Origin of the sequence: Streptomyces sp. NPDC050535 (assembly GCF_044457665.1) — a bacterium.
GTDB lineage: Bacteria > Actinomycetota > Actinomycetes > Streptomycetales > Streptomycetaceae > Streptomyces.
In genome coordinates, this window is sequence record NZ_JBITHE010000004.1 from 473,275 (window position 1) to 491,514 (window position 18,240).

General features: G+C 70.4%; 16 protein-coding genes. 6 read left to right on the top strand and 10 right to left on the bottom strand.

All coding sequences use genetic code 11. The features are described from left to right. The first annotated feature begins 16 nt into the window (after positions 1 to 16). Positions 17 to 2,365 (top strand): ATP-binding cassette domain-containing protein, encoded by a 2,349-nt coding sequence (locus ACIBLC_RS12685; protein ID WP_399210862.1) that lies wholly within the window; start codon positions 17 to 19, stop codon positions 2,363 to 2,365. Here ACIBLC_RS12685 and ACIBLC_RS12690 read toward each other — a convergent pair. From ACIBLC_RS12690 to ACIBLC_RS12710, 5 genes are all read right to left on the bottom strand, one after another. Beyond that, complete coding sequence (locus ACIBLC_RS12690; protein WP_399210863.1) at positions 2,353 to 3,408, bottom strand: lysophospholipid acyltransferase family protein; 1,056 nt, start codon at positions 3,406 to 3,408, stop codon at positions 2,353 to 2,355. The two genes, ACIBLC_RS12685 and ACIBLC_RS12690, sit on opposite strands and share 13 nt — an antisense overlap. After that, the gene (locus ACIBLC_RS12695) at positions 3,408 to 4,178 is read right to left on the bottom strand and encodes a GNAT family N-acetyltransferase (protein WP_399210865.1); all 771 of its coding nucleotides are present in this window, start codon (positions 4,176 to 4,178) and stop codon (positions 3,408 to 3,410) included. The genes ACIBLC_RS12690 and ACIBLC_RS12695 overlap by 1 nt, the downstream gene beginning before the upstream one ends. Positions 4,179 to 4,439: 261 nt before the next feature. Continuing rightward, positions 4,440 to 5,189, bottom strand: a complete 750-nt coding sequence (locus ACIBLC_RS12700) for a succinate dehydrogenase/fumarate reductase iron-sulfur subunit (RefSeq protein WP_399210866.1) — start codon at positions 5,187 to 5,189, stop codon at positions 4,440 to 4,442. Beyond that, the gene (locus ACIBLC_RS12705; RefSeq protein WP_399210867.1) at positions 5,186 to 7,144 is read right to left on the bottom strand and encodes a fumarate reductase/succinate dehydrogenase flavoprotein subunit; all 1,959 of its coding nucleotides are present in this window, start codon (positions 7,142 to 7,144) and stop codon (positions 5,186 to 5,188) included. Before ACIBLC_RS12705 ends, ACIBLC_RS12700 begins: the two co-directional genes overlap by 4 nt. A gap of 2 nt (positions 7,145 to 7,146) precedes the next feature. Further along, on the bottom strand, positions 7,147 to 7,818 hold the full coding sequence (locus ACIBLC_RS12710; protein WP_399210868.1) for a succinate dehydrogenase: 672 nt from the start codon (positions 7,816 to 7,818) through the stop codon (positions 7,147 to 7,149). Between the two features lie 120 nt (positions 7,819 to 7,938). On the opposite strand from ACIBLC_RS12710, the gene ACIBLC_RS12715 reads away from it, so the two are divergent. Then, positions 7,939 to 8,823, top strand: coding sequence for a LysR family transcriptional regulator (locus ACIBLC_RS12715; protein WP_399210869.1), 885 nt, complete (start codon positions 7,939 to 7,941; stop codon positions 8,821 to 8,823). Positions 8,824 to 8,900: 77 nt separating this feature from the next. On the opposite strand, the gene ACIBLC_RS12720 is transcribed toward ACIBLC_RS12715, so the two are convergent. The 4 genes from ACIBLC_RS12720 to ACIBLC_RS12735 all read right to left on the bottom strand — a co-directional run bounded on the left by ACIBLC_RS12720 (position 8,901) and on the right by ACIBLC_RS12735 (position 14,163). After that, on the bottom strand, positions 8,901 to 9,680 hold the full coding sequence (locus ACIBLC_RS12720) for an oxidoreductase (protein WP_399210870.1): 780 nt from the start codon (positions 9,678 to 9,680) through the stop codon (positions 8,901 to 8,903). A 192-nt stretch (positions 9,681 to 9,872) separates the two neighbouring features. Continuing rightward, complete coding sequence (locus ACIBLC_RS12725) at positions 9,873 to 12,008, bottom strand: putative bifunctional diguanylate cyclase/phosphodiesterase (protein ID WP_399210871.1); 2,136 nt, start codon at positions 12,006 to 12,008, stop codon at positions 9,873 to 9,875. Further along, complete coding sequence (locus tag ACIBLC_RS12730; protein WP_399210872.1) at positions 12,005 to 12,817, bottom strand: SAM-dependent methyltransferase; 813 nt, start codon at positions 12,815 to 12,817, stop codon at positions 12,005 to 12,007. Before ACIBLC_RS12730 ends, ACIBLC_RS12725 begins: the two co-directional genes overlap by 4 nt. 410 nt (positions 12,818 to 13,227) lie before the next feature. Next, positions 13,228 to 14,163: an SCO0930 family lipoprotein gene (locus tag ACIBLC_RS12735; RefSeq protein WP_399210873.1), complete on the bottom strand. Its 936-nt coding sequence runs from the start codon at positions 14,161 to 14,163 to the stop codon at positions 13,228 to 13,230. 306 nt (positions 14,164 to 14,469) lie between these two features. On the opposite strand from ACIBLC_RS12735, the gene ACIBLC_RS12740 reads away from it, so the two are divergent. The 3 genes from ACIBLC_RS12740 to ACIBLC_RS12750 all read left to right on the top strand — a co-directional run bounded on the left by ACIBLC_RS12740 (position 14,470) and on the right by ACIBLC_RS12750 (position 16,627). Continuing rightward, positions 14,470 to 15,075, top strand: coding sequence for a hypothetical protein (locus tag ACIBLC_RS12740; RefSeq protein WP_399210874.1), 606 nt, complete (start codon positions 14,470 to 14,472; stop codon positions 15,073 to 15,075). A 15-nt stretch (positions 15,076 to 15,090) separates the two neighbouring features. Further along, the gene (locus tag ACIBLC_RS12745; RefSeq protein WP_399210876.1) at positions 15,091 to 15,855 is read left to right on the top strand and encodes a hypothetical protein; all 765 of its coding nucleotides are present in this window, start codon (positions 15,091 to 15,093) and stop codon (positions 15,853 to 15,855) included. A 238-nt stretch (positions 15,856 to 16,093) separates the two neighbouring features. Beyond that, on the top strand, positions 16,094 to 16,627 hold the full coding sequence (locus tag ACIBLC_RS12750; protein ID WP_399210877.1) for a hypothetical protein: 534 nt from the start codon (positions 16,094 to 16,096) through the stop codon (positions 16,625 to 16,627). An 87-nt stretch (positions 16,628 to 16,714) separates the two neighbouring features. Here the strand turns inward: ACIBLC_RS12750 and ACIBLC_RS12755 are convergent, their stop codons facing one another. Further along, entirely contained in the window at positions 16,715 to 17,203 is a 489-nt protein-coding gene (locus tag ACIBLC_RS12755) for a hypothetical protein (RefSeq protein ID WP_399210878.1), read from the bottom strand. 332 nt (positions 17,204 to 17,535) lie between these two features. Here ACIBLC_RS12755 and ACIBLC_RS12760 point away from each other — a divergent pair, with 332 nt between their 5' ends. Next, positions 17,536 to 18,201, top strand: coding sequence for a class F sortase (locus ACIBLC_RS12760; RefSeq protein WP_399210879.1), 666 nt, complete (start codon positions 17,536 to 17,538; stop codon positions 18,199 to 18,201). Positions 18,202 to 18,240 lie beyond the last annotated feature (39 nt).

Genomic DNA, 18,240 nt, shown 5'->3' on the forward strand with positions numbered 1-18,240 from the left:
CTCAGGAGTCCCGCCGATGCCCACCCCGAACGGCCCTCACGACTCCTACGTCCGCGTACGCGGCGCCCGTGAGCACAACCTCCAGGGGGTGGACGTCGACATCCCACGCGACGTCCTGGCGGTCTTCACCGGCGTCTCCGGCTCCGGGAAGTCCTCGCTCGCCTTCGGCACGATCTACGCGGAGGCCCAGCGGCGTTACTTCGAGTCGGTGGCCCCGTACGCCCGGCGCCTGATCCACCAGGTCGGTGCGCCGAAGGTCGGGGACATCACCGGTCTGCCGCCCGCGGTCTCGCTCCAGCAGCGCCGTTCGGCGCCCACGTCACGCTCCTCGGTCGGCACGGTCACCAACCTGTCCAACTCCCTGCGGATGCTCTTCTCACGCGCGGGTGACTATCCGGAGGGTGCCGAGCGCCTGGACTCGGACTCCTTCTCGCCGAACACGGCGGTCGGGGCCTGCCCCGAGTGCCACGGTCTCGGCCGGGTCCACACCACGAGCGAGGAGTCGCTGGTCCCGGATCCGTCGCTGTCGATCCGTGCGGGCGCGATCGCCGCGTGGCCGGGCGCCTGGCAGGGCAAGAACCTGCGCGACGTCCTCGACGCCCTGGGCCACGACGTGGACCGGCCGTGGCGCGAACTGCCCGCCGAGGAGCGCGAGTGGATCCTGTTCACGGACGAGCAGCCGGTGGTCACCGTGCATCCTGTGCGGGACGCGGGACGGATCCAACGCCCGTACCAGGGCACGTACATGAGTGCCCGGCGCTATGTCATGAAGACGTTCTCGGATTCGAAGAGCCAGACTCTGCGGGCCAGGGCCGAGCGCTACCTCGTCAGTGCGCCCTGCCCGGTGTGCGGGGGCAGCCGGCTGCGTCCCGAGGCCCTCGCGGTGACACTCGCGGGGCGGACCATCGCCGAGCTGGCCGCGCTGCCGCTGTCCGAGCTCGCCGGGTCGCTGACCGCCGCCTCCGAGGCGGCCCGCGTCCTCATCGACGACCTCAGGGCCCGTATCGCGCCCGTCGCCGAACTCGGCCTCGGCTACCTGAGCCTCGACCGCGCCACCCCCACCCTCTCGGCGGGTGAGCTGCAACGCCTGCGGCTGGCCACGCAGTTGCGGTCCGGGCTGTTCGGGGTGGTGTACGTGCTCGACGAGCCGTCCGCAGGACTGCACCCGGCGGACACAGAGGCCCTGCTCTCGGTCCTGGACCGGCTGAAGGCGGCCGGCAACTCGGTGTTCGTCGTGGAGCACCACCTCGATGTCGTACGCCGCGCCGACTGGCTCGTCGACGTGGGCCCGCGCGCGGGCGAGCACGGCGGACGCGTGCTGCACAGCGGGCCGGTGGCGGCGCTGGCGGACGTCGACGAGTCGGCGACGGCCCGTTTCCTCTTCGACCGCTCTCCCGCACCGGTACGTGAAGTGCGTTTGCCGCGCGGCCAGTTGAAGGTCGGTCCGGTCACCCGGCACAACCTGCGCGGGGTCACGGCCGAGTTGCCGCTCGGCGTGTTCACCGCCGTCACCGGTGTGTCCGGCTCGGGCAAGTCCACGCTCATCGGCGAGGTGACGGAGGACCTGGCGGGCGTCGGACGTCTCGTCGGCGTCGACCAGAAGCCCATCGGCCGTACCCCGCGCTCGAATCTGGCGACGTACACCGGTCTCTTCGACACCGTACGCAAGGTGTTCGCCGGCACGGAGGAGGCGAAGGAACGCGGCTACGGGGTGGGGCGCTTCTCCTTCAACGTCGCGGGCGGACGCTGCGAGACCTGCCAGGGTGAGGGCTTCGTCAGTGTCGAGCTGCTGTTCCTGCCGAGCACGTACGCGCCCTGCCCGGACTGCGGTGGGGCGCGCTACAACCCCGAGACGCTCGAAGTGACGTACCGCGGACGGAACATCGGGCAGGTGCTGGACCTGACCGTGGAAGCCGCGGCGGAGTTCTTCGCGGACACTCCGGCCGTCGCGCGCAGCCTGGACACGCTGCTCGACGTCGGGCTCGGTTATCTGCGACTGGGCCAGCCAGCCACCGAGTTGTCGGGCGGTGAGGCCCAACGGATCAAGCTGGCGAGCGAGTTGCAGCGGGTACGCCGCGGTCACACGCTCTATCTCCTCGACGAACCGACGGCGGGGCTGCACCCGGCCGACGTCGAGGTGCTGCTGCGCCAGTTGCACGGACTGGTCGACGCCGGGCACACCGTCGTGGTCGTCGAGCACGACATGGCGGTGGTCGCCGGCGCGGACTGGGTGATCGATCTGGGCCCGGGCGGAGGGGACGCGGGCGGCCGGATCGTCGCGGCGGGGACGCCGGCCGAGGTGGCACGGGCGGAGGGGAGCACGACCGCTCCCTTTCTCGCCCGCGCGCTCCCTCAAACCCCGTAGGGGAGTGCGTGCGGGCCCGGCGACCGCAGTCCTCCTTGCGCGGCGCGGGCCAGGTCTCGGCGGTCGGCGTAGTCCTCGGATGCGAGTACCGGCCGCAGGTCCAGCTCCGCGACCAGGGCGCGCGCCGAGACGACCCGCCACACCGAGGTGAGCAGGGAGTCACTGCCGACGAAAGCCGGCGCGGTGCTGTCCGTCCCGCCGTCCAGGCGGTAGTGGATGCGCACCGGCTGGACGGGCACTCCGGCGTCGAGCGCGGCCTGGAAGACGGCCCGCCGGAAATGCCCCTGAGCCCTGCCGCACCAGGTGCTGCCCTCGGGGAACACCACCATCGTGGACCCGTCGCGGAGGGTGTCCGCGATCCGCGTGACCGTCCGCGGCAGCGCGCGCAGCCGGTCGCGCTCGATGAACAGCGCGCCACTGCTCGCGGTCAGCGCGCCCGCCACCGGCCACTGTCGGATCTCGGCCTTGGCGATCATCCGTCCGGGACGGACCGCCGCGAGCAGCGGGATGTCCATCCAGGAGATGTGGTTGGCGACCACCAGCAGGCCGCCGGCGGGAGGGGTGGAACCGGTGACCCGCAGGCGCACGCCCGCGGCCCGCACCATCGTCCGGCACCAGGTCCTGATGAGCCGGTCGCGCGATGCGGCCGGGATCCGGCCGACGACCGGGATCAGCACGATCCCGAAGGTGAGCACGAACAGGAGGGTGGCCAGCCGCAGCGCGGCACGCGGCACGCCCGCCCTGGACCCCGTGGCATCCACGCAGAAGCGCGGGGTGCACGGGGCACTGGGCAGCCAGGCGCTCGTGGGCTGCTGGACGGGCCGGAACGTGACCGGCCGTACGCCGGCGCGGCGGCGGGGCGACGGCACCTTCGTGGGGGCGGCCGGGAAGGCCGCCGTGGTGAGCGCCGGGCCGACGAGCGCCGTCGTGTCCCGGCGGGGGCGCAGGATCACGCCCACCCGGGACGCGCGGATGACCCCGTTGCCGGCGGCTATGACCCCGTTGCGGGTGGCGCCCATGACGCCGGTGCGGGAGGCGCTCATCAGGCCGGTACGAGCGAGAGGAAGTGCCGCAGGTAGCGCGGGTTGACCTTGCGCATCGACAGCAGCACGTACAGGTCTGCGACGCCGAAGTCGGGGTCGTGCGCGGGCTCCGCGCACACCCAGGCGCCGAGCCGCAGATAGCCGCGCAGCAGCGGGGGCAGTTCGGTGCGCGCGGGCCGGGTGACACCCTCGGCGCTCCAGGGCAGCAGCGGCCGTACGCGGTACTCCTCGGGCGCCAGGTACTTGGCCTGGACCCGGTCCCAGGTGCCCGCGGCGACCGCGCCGCCGTCGGCGAGCGGGATGGAGCAGCAGCCCGCCAGCCACTCGTGGCCGCCTTCGACCATGTAGCGCGCTATCCCCGCCCAGATCAGACCGATGACGGCGCCGTCGCGGTGCTCGGGGTGCACGCAGGAGCGGCCGACCTCGACGAGCCCCGAGCGGATCGCGGCCAGCGGGCCGAGGTCGAACTCGTCCTCCGAGTACAGGCGTCCGGCGACGGCGGCCCGGTCGGGCGGCAGCAGCCGGTAGGTTCCGACGACCTGACCGGTCACCGTGTCACGGACCAAGAGGTGATCGCAGTACGCGTCGAAGGCGTCGATGTCGAGACCCGGCTGCGGGGTGGTCAGCAGGGCGCCCATCTCTCCGGCGAACACGTCGTGACGCAGTCGCTGCGCGGCGCGTACGTCGTCCTCGTCGCGGGCGAGCGTGACGGTGTAGCGGGTGGGTGCGGTCGACAGTGGGGGGCTGTCGAGGGTGGAAACGCCGGTCATGGCACTCTCCTGGTCACGGGCCGGTTCGGCGGAGCGGTGGCGGACCGGAACTGTTCGGTCTGCGCGCTCCTGTTCTTCCGACGCCGGTTGGCCTACGCGTGACCTGTGCCGAGAGCCAGGATGTGAGGATGCTGAATGCCAGGGGACGGCCGGTACGGGCGCCCGTACGGAATCGGCCCCTCCGCGAACGCGAGACGGGACCGGGGCTGAGCACCACCCCCGGTCCCGCCCGTTCGCACCTTGACGGCGAACGTCCTGCGGCTAGCGCTTGCCCGCTTTGCGGGTCGCGCGCAGCCACTCCTTGTTCATGCTGGTGATGGAGAACAGCGGGATGCCCTTGGGGCAGGCGGTCGCGCACTCGCCGGCGAGAGTGCAGCCGCCGAAGCCCTCGTCGTCCATCGTCGCGACCATGTCGAGGACCCGGGTCTCGCGCTCGGGCGCGCCCTGCGGCAGCACGTTGAGATGGTTGATCTTCGCCGAGGTGAACAGCATGGCGGCGCCGTTGGGGCAGGCCGCGACGCAGGCGCCGCAGCCGATGCACTCGGCGTGCTCGAAGGCGAAGTCGGCGTCCGGCTTGGGCACGGGCGTCGCGTGGGCCTCGGGTGCGGCGCCGGTCGGGGCGGTGATGTAGCCGCCGGCCTGGATGATCCGGTCGAAGGCGGACCGGTCGACGACGAGGTCCTTCACGACCGGGAACGCCGAGGCGCGCCACGGTTCCACGTCGATCGTGTCGCCGTCCCGGAAGGACCGCATGTGCAGCTGGCAGGAGGTGGTGCGCTCGGGGCCGTGCGCGTCGCCGTTGATGACGAGCGAGCAGGCGCCGCAGATTCCCTCGCGGCAGTCGTGGTCGAAGGCGACGGGGTCCTCGCCCTTGAGGATGAGTTCCTCGTTGAGGGTGTCGAGCATCTCCAGGAAGGACATGTCGGCCGAGATGCCGTCCACCTCGTAGGTGGACATCGCTCCGTCGGCGTCGGCGTTGCGCTGCCGCCAGACGCGCAGGGTGAGCTTCATGCGTAGCTCCGCTGGGTGGGGTGGACGTACTCGAAGACCAGGTCTTCCTTGTGCAGGACGGGCGCGTCGCCGGTGGCGGTGAACTCCCAGGCGGCGGCGTAGGAGAACTCCTCGTCCCTGCGGGCCGCTTCGCCGTCCGAGGTCTGGGACTCCTCGCGGAAGTGTCCGCCGCAGGACTCGGCGCGGTTCAGGGCGTCGAGGCACATGAGCTCGGCGAGCTCCAGGTAGTCGACGATCCGGTTCGCCTTCTCCAGGGACTGGTTGAACTCCTCGCCGGTGCCGGGCACCTTGATGCGCCGCCAGAACTCCTCGCGGATCTGCGGGATGCGCTCAAGTGCCTTGCGCAGCCCGGTCTCCGTGCGGGCCATGCCGCAGAACTCCCACATGAGTTCGCCGAGTTCGCGGTGGAAGGAGTCGGGTGTGCGGTCGCCGTCGACGGCGAGCAGCAGCCGCAGGCGGTCCTCGGTCTCGGCCAGCACCTCCTGGACGTCGGGGTGTTCGTCGGTGAGGGCGTCCTCGGTGGAGGTGTGCGGATGGCGGGCGAGGTAGTCGTTGATCGTCGACGGCAGTACGAAGTAGCCGTCGGCGAGGCCCTGCATCAGGGCCGAGGCGCCCAGCCGGTTGGCGCCGTGGTCGGAGAAGTTGGCCTCGCCGATCGCGAACAGGCCCGGGATCGTGGTCTGGAGGTCGTAGTCGACCCACAGTCCGCCCATCGTGTAGTGCACGGCGGGGTAGATCCGCATCGGCACGGTGTACGGGTCCTCGGCGGTGATCCGGGCGTACATGTCGAAGAGGTTGCCGTACTTCTCCTCGACCTTGGCCTTGCCCATCCGCCGGATGGCATCGGCGAAGTCGAGGTAGACACCCTGGCCGCCGGGGCCGACACCGCGGCCTTCGTCGCAGACGTTCTTGGCGGCCCGGGAGGCGATGTCGCGGGGCACGAGGTTGCCGAACGCCGGGTAGACGCGCTCCAGGTAGTAGTCGCGCTCGTCCTCGGGGATCTCGTTGGCGGGGCGGGTGTCGCCCCGCGCCTTCGGCACCCAGATGCGGCCGTCGTTGCGCAGCGACTCGCTCATCAGCGTCAGCTTCGACTGGTGTTCGCCGGTGCGCGGGATGCAGGTGGGGTGGATCTGGGTGAAGCAGGGGTTGGCGAAGAGGGCGCCGCGCCGGTGAGCCCGCCAGATCGCGGTCGCGTTGGAGTTCATGGCGTTGGTCGAGAGGTAGAAGACGTTGCCGTAACCACCGCTCGCCAGTACGACGGCGTCCGCGAAGTACGTGTCGATCTTCCCGGTGATCAGGTCGCGGGCGACGATTCCGCGTGCCCGGCCGTCGACGACGATCACGTCGAGCATCTCGGTCCGCGCGTGCATCTCGATGTTGCCGGCGGCGATCTGCCGCGACAGCGCCTGGTACGCGCCGAGCAGGAGCTGCTGGCCGGTCTGGCCGCGGGCGTAGAAGGTCCGGGACACCTGGACGCCGCCGAAGGAGCGGGTGTCGAGCAGCCCGCCGTACTCACGGGCGAAGGGCACGCCCTGTGCGACGCACTGGTCGATGATCTCGACCGAGATCTGCGCGAGGCGATGGACGTTGGACTCCCGCGCCCTGAAGTCGCCGCCCTTCACGGTGTCGTAGAAGAGCCGGTGGACGGAGTCGCCGTCGTTACGGTAGTTCTTCGCCGCGTTGATGCCGCCCTGGGCGGCGATCGAGTGGGCGCGGCGGGGCGAGTCCTGGTAGCAGAACTGCACGACGTGGTAGCCCTGTTCGGCGAGCGTGGCGCCGGCGGAACCGCCCGCGAGGCCCGTGCCGACGACGATCACCGTGTGCTTGCGCCGGTTGGCGGGGTTGACGAGCCTGGCCTCGAAGCGGCGGGTGTCCCAGCGCTCGTTGACCGGGCCCTTCGGGGCCTTGCCGTCGACGACCGGCTCACCGGTCGCGAAGTCCGCGTAGGAAGTCATAGTCAGCTCACCAATCCGGTCATGACACCGACGGGTACGGAGAGGAAGCCCACCGTCAGTACCAGCGCGAGCACGTTGGCGATGGTCTTGAGGGCGCGGTCGCGGGACCGGCTGCCGGCGCCGAGCGTCTGGGCGGCGCTCCAGAAGCCGTGCCGGATGTGCAGGCAGAGGGCGAGCATCGCGACGATGTAGATGGTGTCGCCGTACCAGGTCGAGAAGGTGTCGATGACGTTCTGGTACGGGTGTCCGGCCTGGAAGCCGTCCGGGTGCACGGTGCCGGTCGTCAGGTCGAGGATGTGCCAGACGATGAACAGGCCGAGGATGACGCCGCCCCAGCGCATGGTGCGGGTGGCATAACTGGCACGCGCCTTCTTGTGCACGTACTTGCTGGGGCGCGCCCTGATGTCGCGGCGGCTCAGCTGGTAGGCGGCGGTGGCGTGCGCGACGACGGCCACGACGAGCGCGACGCGGATGATCCAGAGAGCCCACTCGTAGTGCAGGAACGGCTCGCCGAGGGTCCGCAGCCAGTGCGCGTAGTGGTTGAACTCGCCCGGCCCGAAGAAGATCTTCAGGTTGCCGAGCATATGGACGACCAGGTACAGCAGCATGATCAGGCCGCTGACGGCCATCACGGTCTTCTTGCCGACGGACGAGTCCCACACGGTGCGTGTCAAGGACGGTTTTCGTTCCGTCCGCGTTGCCAGTGCCATGTCACAGCACGCTAGGGCCGAAGGGGCCGATCGGTCCAAGACATGGACCGGCTCGATTCCATAGGCATGGCCTATCGTGGCTCTGTGCAGTTCCAACAGCTTCAGTACTTCGTGGCGGTCGCCGAGACCCGGCACTTCACCCGGGCCGCCGATCTGGTCCATGTCGCCCAGCCGTCGCTCTCCCAGCAGATCAAGTCGCTGGAGCGCGAGCTCGGCGCGGATCTGTTCCTGCGGGCGCGGGGCAACATCACGCTGACGGACGCCGGGGAGGCGCTCCTTCCGCTGGCCCGACGCATCCTCGCCGACGCGGACACGGCACGGCACGAGGTCCAGGAGCTGGCCCAGCTGCGAAGCGGCCGGGTCCGCCTCGGTGCGACTCCCAGTCTGTGCACAGGCCTGCTCCCGGACGTCCTGCGCGCCTTCCACGACCGCTATCCGGGCATCCGGCTGCTGATCGAGGAGGGGGGCTCCCACGATCTCGTACGGGAGCTCGCGCGCGGTGCCCTCGACCTCGCCCTCGTCGTGCTGCCCCTGCCCACCCCGTCCCCGGCGCTGACCACGGTGGAGTTGCTGCGCGAGGACCTGGTGGTGGTGTCGTCACCGGCCGCGCCCGCGCCCGGCCGGGGCCGCAGCACCGTACGGGTCTCCGACCTGGAGAGCGAACGCCTGGTGATGTTCCGGCACGGCTACGACCTGCGCGAACTGACGGTCGCGGCGTGCCGCGCCGAGGGTTTCGAGCCCGACTTCGCCGTCGAGGGCGGCGAGATGGACGCGGTCCTGGGCTTCGTCCGGGCGGGGCTCGGCGTTGCCGTCGTCCCCCGCATGGTCGCCACCCGTTCGGGACGCGGCCTCCGGGTGACTCCGCTGGCGCGGCCCGGCCTCCACCGGACGATCGCGCTGGCTCACCGCAGCGATGTGGCTCCGCCCCGGGCGGCCAGGGAGCTCCAGCGGATGCTGCTGGAGCGCTGACGGCGGGCGAACCCGGGCGCGGCGCGTGCGGGCGAACCCCGGGGCGCGCCGCGCGGCCTGGTGGGCCGGGTCCCGGTTCACCAGGTGGGGATGAGGCCGCCGTCGATGACGAAGTCGCTGCCCGTGATGTTCCCGGCACGGTCCCCCGCGAGAAAGACAACCAGGTCGGCGACCTCGGACGGCTTGGAGAAGCGCCCGGTGACGGTCGCGCCGGACGCCTGGGCGACCACGTCTTCGGGCGTGGTGCCGGCCGCGGCCGAGACCGACGCCGCCACTCCCCCGCCGCCGAGCCACAGCTCGGTCTCCACCGGGCCCGGGCTGACGGTGTTGACTCGGATGCCCTTGGGTCCGACCTCCTTCGACAACGCCTTGGAGAACGCCACCAGGGCGGCCTTGCCCGCGCTGTAGTCGATGACGAGGGGGTCGGGCAGAGTCGCGTTGACCGAACCGATCGTCACGACGGAGCCGTGCCCGGCGGTCAGCATCGAAGGCAGAACCGCGCGGGTGACCCGTACGGCCACGAGCAGGTTCAGATCGACCGTGCGCCGCCACTCCTCGTCCGTCACCGAAAGGAAGCCGCCGGTGCGGGCGGGGGCCGTACCCACGTTGTTGATCAGGATGTCGATCCGGCCGCCCGCCGCCTCGACCAGCCGCCCCGCGGCATCGGGTTCGGCGAGGTCGACCGGCACCCAGGTGACGTGTCCCTTGTCGACCAGCGCGTCGAGGTCCGAGGTCGTGCCACGGGAGCCGGCGATCACCGTCGCGCCCGCTTCGGCCAGCGCCTCGGCGATCGCGAGTCCGATGCCCTTGCTGGCTCCGGTGACGACGGCGGTCCTGCCCTGAAGTTCGCTGCTCATTCGGTCCTCGGCTCCATCTGAGAGAGATGCGTTCCACCAGTGAGACACACGCAAGGCCGGGCGCGCGAGGCATCCCGGCGGCAGGCGCCCGGTCCACCGGGCGGTGACGAGGTCCGGCACGGTCCGGCGGGCCTCCCTCCCGCGAGCGCGCGGCGCGGCCCCCTTCCGGGAGACCGCGCCGCGTGGGAATGCTCAGCTGATCGCGTCGACCAGGGCCAGCTCGTGCAGCCGCTCCGGCGGGCCCGGCCGGGCGTAGTACCAGCCCTGGGCCGTGTCGCAGCCCAGTATCCGGAGCTGCTCGGCCTGGGCGCCGGTCTCCACACCCTCGACCGTGACCGTGAGGTCGAGGCTGTGGGCGAGGGTGACGATGCCCTCGACGATCTTCAGGTCGACCGGGTCCGCGGGGAACTGCTGCATGCTCTGGGTGAAGGACCGGTCCAGCTTGAGGACGCTGACCGGGAGACGGCGCAGGTTGGCGAGGTTGGAGTAGCCCGTGCCGAAGTCGTCGAGCGCGATGTCGACGCCCATCTCGGCGAGACGGCGCAGCGGCTTGAGGAGGTCGTCGTCCGCGCCGATCAGCGCGGACTCGGTGACCTCGAGGCACAGCGCGTCCGGTTCGAGCCCGGCCCGCTCCAGGATGTCGACCGTGTCCTGGACGAGGCCGGGATGGGTGAGCTGGCACGGCGACAGGTTGACGTTGATGCGCAGCGCACCCGCGTCGGTGCGCCGCTCCTGCCAGAGGCGGGCCTGCCGGACCGACTGCTCCAGGACCCAGCGGCCGAGCGGCACGATCAGTCCGGTGTGCTCGGCGAGTGGGATGAACTGGTCGGGACCGAGCACCCCGTGCTGCGGGTGCAGCCAGCGCACCAGTGCCTCGGCGCCTCTTACACCGCCGTCGCCGAGGTGCACCAGGGGCTGGTACTCGATGAAGAACTCACCCCGCTCCAGCGCGGCCGGCAGCGCCGTGGTGAGCCCGTGCCGGGTGATGGCGCGGGCGTCGGCCTCGGGGTCGGCGAGCTCGAAGCGGTTGCCGCCCGCGGACTTGGCGCGGTACATGGTGATGTCCGCGCTGCGCAGCACCTCCGCGGGGCCACGCTCCCCGGCAGGGCCCTCGACGACGCCGATACTGCCGCGCACGGTCAGGTCACGTCCGTCGATGCTGATCGGGGTGACCAGCGCGTTCATGATGCGCCCTGCGAGTTCGTCGACCTCGCGCTCGGTGTCGGGTCCGGTGGTCAACGCCACGAACTCGTCGCCGCCCAGCCGGGCGACCATCTCGCCGGAAGCCGTCGCGCAGGACTGCAGCCGGTCGGCGACCTCGACGAGCAGCCGGTCGCCGGCCGCGTGGCCGAGGCTGTCGTTGATGGTCTTGAAACCGTCGAGGTCGAGATAGCAGAGCCCGAAACGCTGGCCCTCGCCCGCGGACAGCGCCTTCTCCAGACGCTCGAAGAACAGGGTCCGGTTGGGCAGTCCGGTGAGCGCGTCGTGGGTCGCCTCGTACCGCAGCCGCAGATTCAGCAGCCGCCGCTCGGTGGTGTCCTCCATGAGCGCCAGCTGGTACTGCGGCGCACCGTCCGCGTCACGCAGCAGGGAGACCGTCAGGTTGGTCCACAGGGCCGTGCCGTCGGGACGGTAGAAGGCCTTTTCGACGTGGTAGTGCTCACGCTCGCCGCGTACCAACTCCTCGTACAGGGGCCACACCTGAGGAGCGTCGTCGGGGTGCGTCCAGTCCTGGACCCGGCGGCCGCGCATCGACTGCTCGGAGCCGCCGAACATGCGCAGCAGCGCTCCGTTGACCTGGAGGATGTTGCCCTCGAGGTCCGCGATGCCGATCCCTATGGCCGCGCCCTCGAACACCGCGCGGAAGCGGGCCTCACTGGCGTGCAGGGCTTCCGCCACCAGACTGCGGGCGTTCAGGGCGGCCCGGGAGATGGCCTCCTGCTCGGCCAGTGTCCGTTCCCGCAGCGCCTGCGCGAACCCGGCGGCCATGGCGTGCTGCAGGCGCGCCGAGCGAGCCCGCAGAGCCTCCTGGGGCCCGTCCTCACCGCAGTAGAGCACCAGATAGGCGTCGACGCAGTCGAGCGCGCGGCTGAGCGCCTCCGGGTCGGTGCAGTGCGCGTCGACGAGTGCGGCGCCGACCGCCCGGCCCTCGGCGGACTCGAAGGTCCTGGCCAGCAGCGCCACACTCAACCTGCGGGCGAGCGGCAGGAGTTGGATCTCGAACTCGGGCCTGGTCAGCGACGTGGAGGTGACCGGAAAAACCGCCCGGCTCCAGATCGTCGCGAATCTGCGGAGTCTGTCCTCCGGCCCGTCCGGCTCGGCCGTCACGCCGTGCGCCCCACGCCGGCGAATCCGGAGAAGGAAAACGGATCCTCGTCCTCGGGTGCCGTGTCGGGCCGCCAGTTCGGCATCGGCACCAGTCCCGGTTCCACCATGTCGTACCCCTCGAAGAACCGCGCGATGTCCTCGCGCGAGCGCATGATCAGTGGGTTGCGGATGTTCTTGTACACGTCGACCGTGCCCTCGGCCTGTTCCTGAGGCAGCGGAATTCCCTCGTACGAGGCATGCGTGACGACGAGCAGGCTGCCCGGCGCGAGCGCGTCGCGCAGCTCGGCCACAGCTTCGTACGGGTCGTCCGCGTCCTCCACGAAGTGAAGTATGGCAACGAGGAGGAGGGCGACCGGTCGGTTCAGGTCGATCAGTCGCTGAACCTCGGAACTCGCCAGGATCTCCTGGGGCTTGAGCAGATCGGCCGCCAGGACGCCCGCGTCCTCGTTGCCCTCGAGGACGGCCTGGCTGTGCGCGACGGCCACCGGATCGTTGTCGACGTACACGACGTGCGCGCCGGGTCTGGACGCCTGCGCGATCTCGTGGACGTTGCCGAAGGTCGGGATGCCGGAACCGATGTCGAGGAACTGGGTGATGCCCTCGTCGGCCGCGAAGCGCACCGCGCGGCGCATGAACGCCCGGTTGGCCTGCATGATCTTCGGAAGTCCCGGCATGAACTCCATCGCCTTGCGGGCCGCCTCCCGGTCGACCTCGAAGTTGTGCGAACCGCCCAGGTAGTAGTCATAGATGCGGGAGACGCTCGGCACTGAGATGTCAATGCTCCGAGGGGCCCAGGCGGGACGCTCCATCTATCTCTCCAAGGCGTAGACGACGGCGTAGGCGATCCGGTGTTCGAGCTGAGGCTACTGATCGCCCGCCAAAGGAGCGAGTCAAAACGGAAATTGACCGTCCGTTCCCGGTCACTGCCTCCGGCAAGTGCCGAATTGACGACCTGTGAACAGCCTTCGAACACGCCGTCAGCCGTAACCGTGAAATCGCTCCGAAGCACTCCAAAAAGGCTCCAGGAGTTACGAAGAGTCGCCGTGGATTCCCTCGGCCGGGAACGCCAAGTGGCCCGCTCCCTCCGTGCGGTGCGGAGGGAGCGGACCTTGGTCGCGCGCGCTGCTTTCTTCTCTTCCGGCACTCCAGCCTGTCTGTGTCCACTCCCTTCCACGTTCCGAGGGTGTCCGGGTGAGACGATCAGCCCTGGGGAGGTGACCTACTTCTTCGGCGCGCCGACCAGCTTTCCTTCGGGTGAGACGGCATACCAAGTGCCGCCTACGCCCTGCCCGTTGGTGTCTCCGGGGGCCTCGTCACCCGAGAAGGTGTAGACAGGCCAGCAGTCGAGGGCCATCTGCTTGATGCCGTCCGACCGGGTGAAGGGCATGAGGCCGTCCGAGTCGATGTCGAGGCCCTTGACGTCGGCCTCCTCGACCGGCGCGACCGCCGGCCACTTCTCCAGGCAGGCGCCGGTGCAGGCCGAGATCGAGTCGGGCCATGCGGTGTCCTTGGTGAAGCGGTAGACCGTCAGGCCGTTCTTGTCGACGACGATCTCACCGAGCTTCGCGTCCTTGCGGGTCGACAGGCCGGGCAGGTCGGCGAGGGTCGCCTTCTTGCCCTCGGGGGACGAGGCGAACCAGGTGCCGCCCACGGCCTGGCCAAGGGTGTCACCGGCCTTCGTGTCCTTCGCGTACCGGTACATCGGCCAGCCGCCGACGGTCAGCTGCTTGGTGCCGTCGGGCCGGGTGACCTCGCCGAGAAGCGCCGCGTCCACACCGGTGGCCGCCGTGGCACCGTCCGCCGGAACCGGCGGCCAGGCGGTGGCGCAGTCGCCCTCACAGGTCGTCTTCGGCGGTTCGGCCGTGTCCTTGTCGAAGCGGTACAAGGTGCGTCCGGCGCTGTCGGTGATGACCTCGCCGAGCTTCGCGTCCTTCGCAACGGTGAGCGCACCCGCGGACTTCGCCTGGGTCGCGGCCTGGGCGCCGACCCCGGCCGGGCTGGGGCTGCTCAGCCCGTAGTCCCCCGCGGCCGCGGTGGCGCCGACGTTCTGGCCCACGGTGGAAGGGGTGCCCTGTTCCTGACCGCACGCCGTCGTGAGCGCCAGCATGGCCGCAGCTGTCGCTACGAGCGAGGCGCTCCGCCAGGAGGTCTTCATTTGGTAACTCCCGCTGTTGGCATAGATGTTGCGGCGCCCTGCGGCACCGCGCATGGCCATAGGTACGGGCGGGACCGGCGGGAATGTTCAACCGCCTCTCAAATTTCTTTACGAACCCTGTGAACCGGTGTCTTTACGACCCCTGTGCCCCGGCGGCGCCCTCTCGCGACAGATCGCGCAACTGTTCTCCTTCTCGGGCGTTTACCGCTCGACACGTCAAACCACCCGGACGCGGACATCCTTCGTTCGGGCTAACCCCTCCCCACTGGCTCCTACGAGGACGCGGAACAACCGATGATCGCCGTCGTGCATGGACCCAAGCGGACCCGGTCCGCCCTCGTCATACGGGCATTGGCGCTGCTGACGCTGGCCTGGATCCTCGGCGGACCCGCGGGGGGCCCGGCTGTCGCCGACTCCTGCGCGTACGCCTCCGTAGGCCCGGACGGCACCCACGCGGTGGCGGTCGCCGGCGACGGCTACTGCAGCCCGAGCCCGACGCCCAAACCGCCGAAGCCCACCCCGACGCCCAAACCGACTCCCAAGCCACCGCCACCCCCCAAACCCACACCTACACCGACGCCCACACCGGCGCCCGAGCCGCCGCCACCACCACCGCCACCACCGCCCCCTCCGCCACCACCGGCGCCGGCGCCACTGCCGGTCGCACCGAAGCCCGTACCGGCACCGATCGCCACACCCACACCTACGCCCACACCCACACCGAAACCCACCCCGACACCCACGCCCACACCGAGCGCGCGCCCCAAACCGCCGCCGTCCCCGGTGAGTTATCCGGCGTACCGCGCCCAGACGCGACGGCACACGCCGCGCAGTGGCCCGTCACTGGTCTCGCTCACCCTGCTGATCACCGCGCCCGCGGTACTCGCCGTCGCGGCGCTGCGCCCGCGCTGACTTCTGGAGGCACCCTTGTCGGAATGGCTTGTTCTCGCCCTCGCGATGGCCGCCGCGTGCGTCGTCGTGCTCATCGTGACCCTCGTACGGCATCGCGCGGCACGCGAGGACGAGGATCCGTCCGAGACTCCGGACGTCATCGAGTACATGACGATGATGATCGGTGTGGTTTACGCCATCGTCCTCGGTCTCGCCATCGCCGGTGTCTGGGAGGCGCGGAGCGTCGCCCAGGACCACGTTCAGACGGAGGCCCAGGCGCTGCACGAGATCTCGGAGCGAGTGCGGGTCTACCCGCCCGACGTCCGTGACCGCATCCGCGGCGACATCGACACCTACGTCGGCTACGTCGTCACCACCGAGTGGAAGACCATGGCGAACCAGGGCCGGGTGACCGACAAGGGCGGCCGGCTCTTCGAACGCGTCCGTGCGGATGTCACCGACTACGAACCGGCGTCCGACTTCGAGGCCCAGGCGTACCAGCCGCTCCTCGACCAGGTCACCGTGGCGGACGGGGCACGGAACTCCCGCGCCGGCTCGACGGGGGCGACCATGCCGGGCGTGGTGTGGTTCGGTCTGATCACCGGCGGCGTGGTCACCCTCGGCATGGTCTTCGCGCTCCAGATCAGGAGAACGGCACGGGAGCTGATCCTCGCCGGGCTCTTCTCCTCGCTGATCGCCTTCCTGCTCTTCCTGATCTGGGACTTCGACGCGCCCTACAGCAGGGGGATCACGGCATCGGCCGAGCCGTTCATGGCGATGTTCCCGAATCTGCCCGGCTAACGGACCCTCAACGGGGTTTCCGGGGCAGGGCTCCCCGGCCGGGGGACGGACGCCACGCCGCGTCCGTCCCCCTTCTGCACGCACTCCGTCCCCTGTGCGGCCCACACCGTTGCCCCATTCGCGCGACTGCGATCGCGCCCGGGCCCACCCTTTCCTAGCGTTTCGGATATCGAGGTGCATTTCTGACGCAAGCGGAAAAGGTCCGCAGCAAGGCTCCTCGGGGACCTGGAGGCTCACCATGCGCGCGATACGCGTCGCTTCGGCCGCACTGCTGGGCGTCACCGCCCTGACCTTCACCGCACCCGCCGCCGTCGCGGGCGACGAGAACCACAACATCACCCCGTTCGGTTTCAGCGTGCAGCCGTCGACCATCGCCGCCGGCGGCCAGGTCTCGCTGCTGCTGAAGAGGGACGGGGGCTGTTCGGGACGCGCCACGGTCACCTCGGGTGTCTTCGACACCGTCACCATCTCCAAGGGCCAGTCCTCGGCGACGGCCATGGTCGACTGGGACGCGAAGCCGGGCGCCGTGTACGAGGTGACGTTCATGTGTGACGGCATGAGCGGCAGCACGGATCTCACCATCGCCACCGGCCGCCCCAGCGACCCGACCCACTACCCCGTGCCTCTGCAACGGGGCGTCAGGGCCGGTGTCGGCGGCACCGTCGGCGGCTTCGACCTCAAGGAGATCGGCCTGGGAGCCGCGCTCATCGCGGGTTCCGTGGGCGCCGCCTGGTACATGACGCGCCGCCGTACCGCCTCCGACGACTCCTGACGGCGCCGCACAGCCCCTCGCCCCGGACCCTCTCTGCAGGGTCCGGGGCGAAGGGCTGTCACGTGCGGTCTCCGCTACGGCGGCCGGTCAGATTCTCCTCTCCGACCTGCGCCGCATCCAGAACACCCCGCCACCGACGGCGGCCGCGGCCACGAGCCCGCCACCGATCGCCATGTCGGTGGGCGTGGCACCGCTGGTGGTGCTGCCGCCGAGACCACCGCGGACACCACCGATGACGGTGAAGGCCGCGGGGCGGGTCAAGGTGCCCGTCCCGCTGCAGTTGACCGAGATGTCGTACGAGCCGGCGCGGGCGTTGCGGTCGATGGTCGCCGTTCCGCTCGACGTCTCGTTGCTGCCGTTGATCGAGGAGAGTGTCGCCTGCCGGAACGCCGGCGAGGTCATGGTGCCGCCTCTGGGGCACCCGTCGACGGTCACCGTCAGCCGGCCGCCGCTGGCGATGACGCTGGGCATGGCGACGATGTTGCTGGGGTTGTTCCACGCCGCGGCCATCGGAGCGGCGAGCCCCACCGCGGCGACCGCGGCGGCACTGACCGCCAGGGCACGAGTAGTACGCATGTGATCCTCCGCGGAAGACGCCCCGGGACCCGTCCCCGGTCGATCGGCGAGAAAGCGCCTCCCAGACAGACCCTCAGATGCCGTGCGCGGGGCCGCATTTCGAGAATGGTCCGTCCTGGTGAGAAGACACGCCGAGAGAATTCCACACAATCGGATATTGCCGCAGGTCACGGACCGTCAGAAAATTCCTGGCCTCGGCAACTCGGATGGCTCACGAAGGGCGTACTCCACCACCCGTTCGCCTTTGCCCCGTCGCCCGACGGGCGTGCTGCACTTAGCGTTCTCATATGCGCGACGGACGCGGCGACGGCCGCGTCGAGAGGGGATTGCGAATGTCTGCGTCCGAGCTGGCCGAAGAGGAGGAGCCGCAGAAGAGGCGCGCCCCTTGGGGCGTGATAGCGCTTGTTCTGCTGACCGGCCTCGCGCTCATCCGGAATGGTTCCGGTGAGTTCGACGTGGGCCCGCCGCAGCCCGCCTCGGCGGCGGCTGCGGACAGCGCCCGCTCCCAGGGCGGCACCTTCTCGAACCTGCCGACCCCGCTGCCGTACTCCGTGGCCGACCGGGTCAGGATCCCGGCGATCCGCGTCGACGCCCCGGTCATGCCGGTGGGCCTGGACATGGACGGGTGGGTCGACGCACCGCCGCCGGACGACCCGAACCTGGCGGGCTGGTTCAGCGGCGCGGTCTCGCCCGGCGAGAAGGGCACGGCCGTGATCGACGGCCATGTGGACAACACGCGCGGCCCGGCCGTCTTCTACGGCCTCGGAGCGCTCAAAAAGGGAAACCGGATCGAGGTGCAGCGCAAGGACGGGAAGACCGCCGTATTCGAGATCTACGGCATCGAGGTCTTCGCGAAGAACAACTTCCCCGGCGACCGTGTGTACGGCAGCAAGGGAGCCCCCGAATTGCGGGTCATCACCTGCGGGGGCGGTTTCTCCAAGCAGCACGGCTACGACGGGAACGTCGTCGTGTTCGCCCGCCTGGCCGAGGTTCGCTGAGCGTTCCCCGGCCGGGCGGGCGAAAGCCCGTGGAGCCCC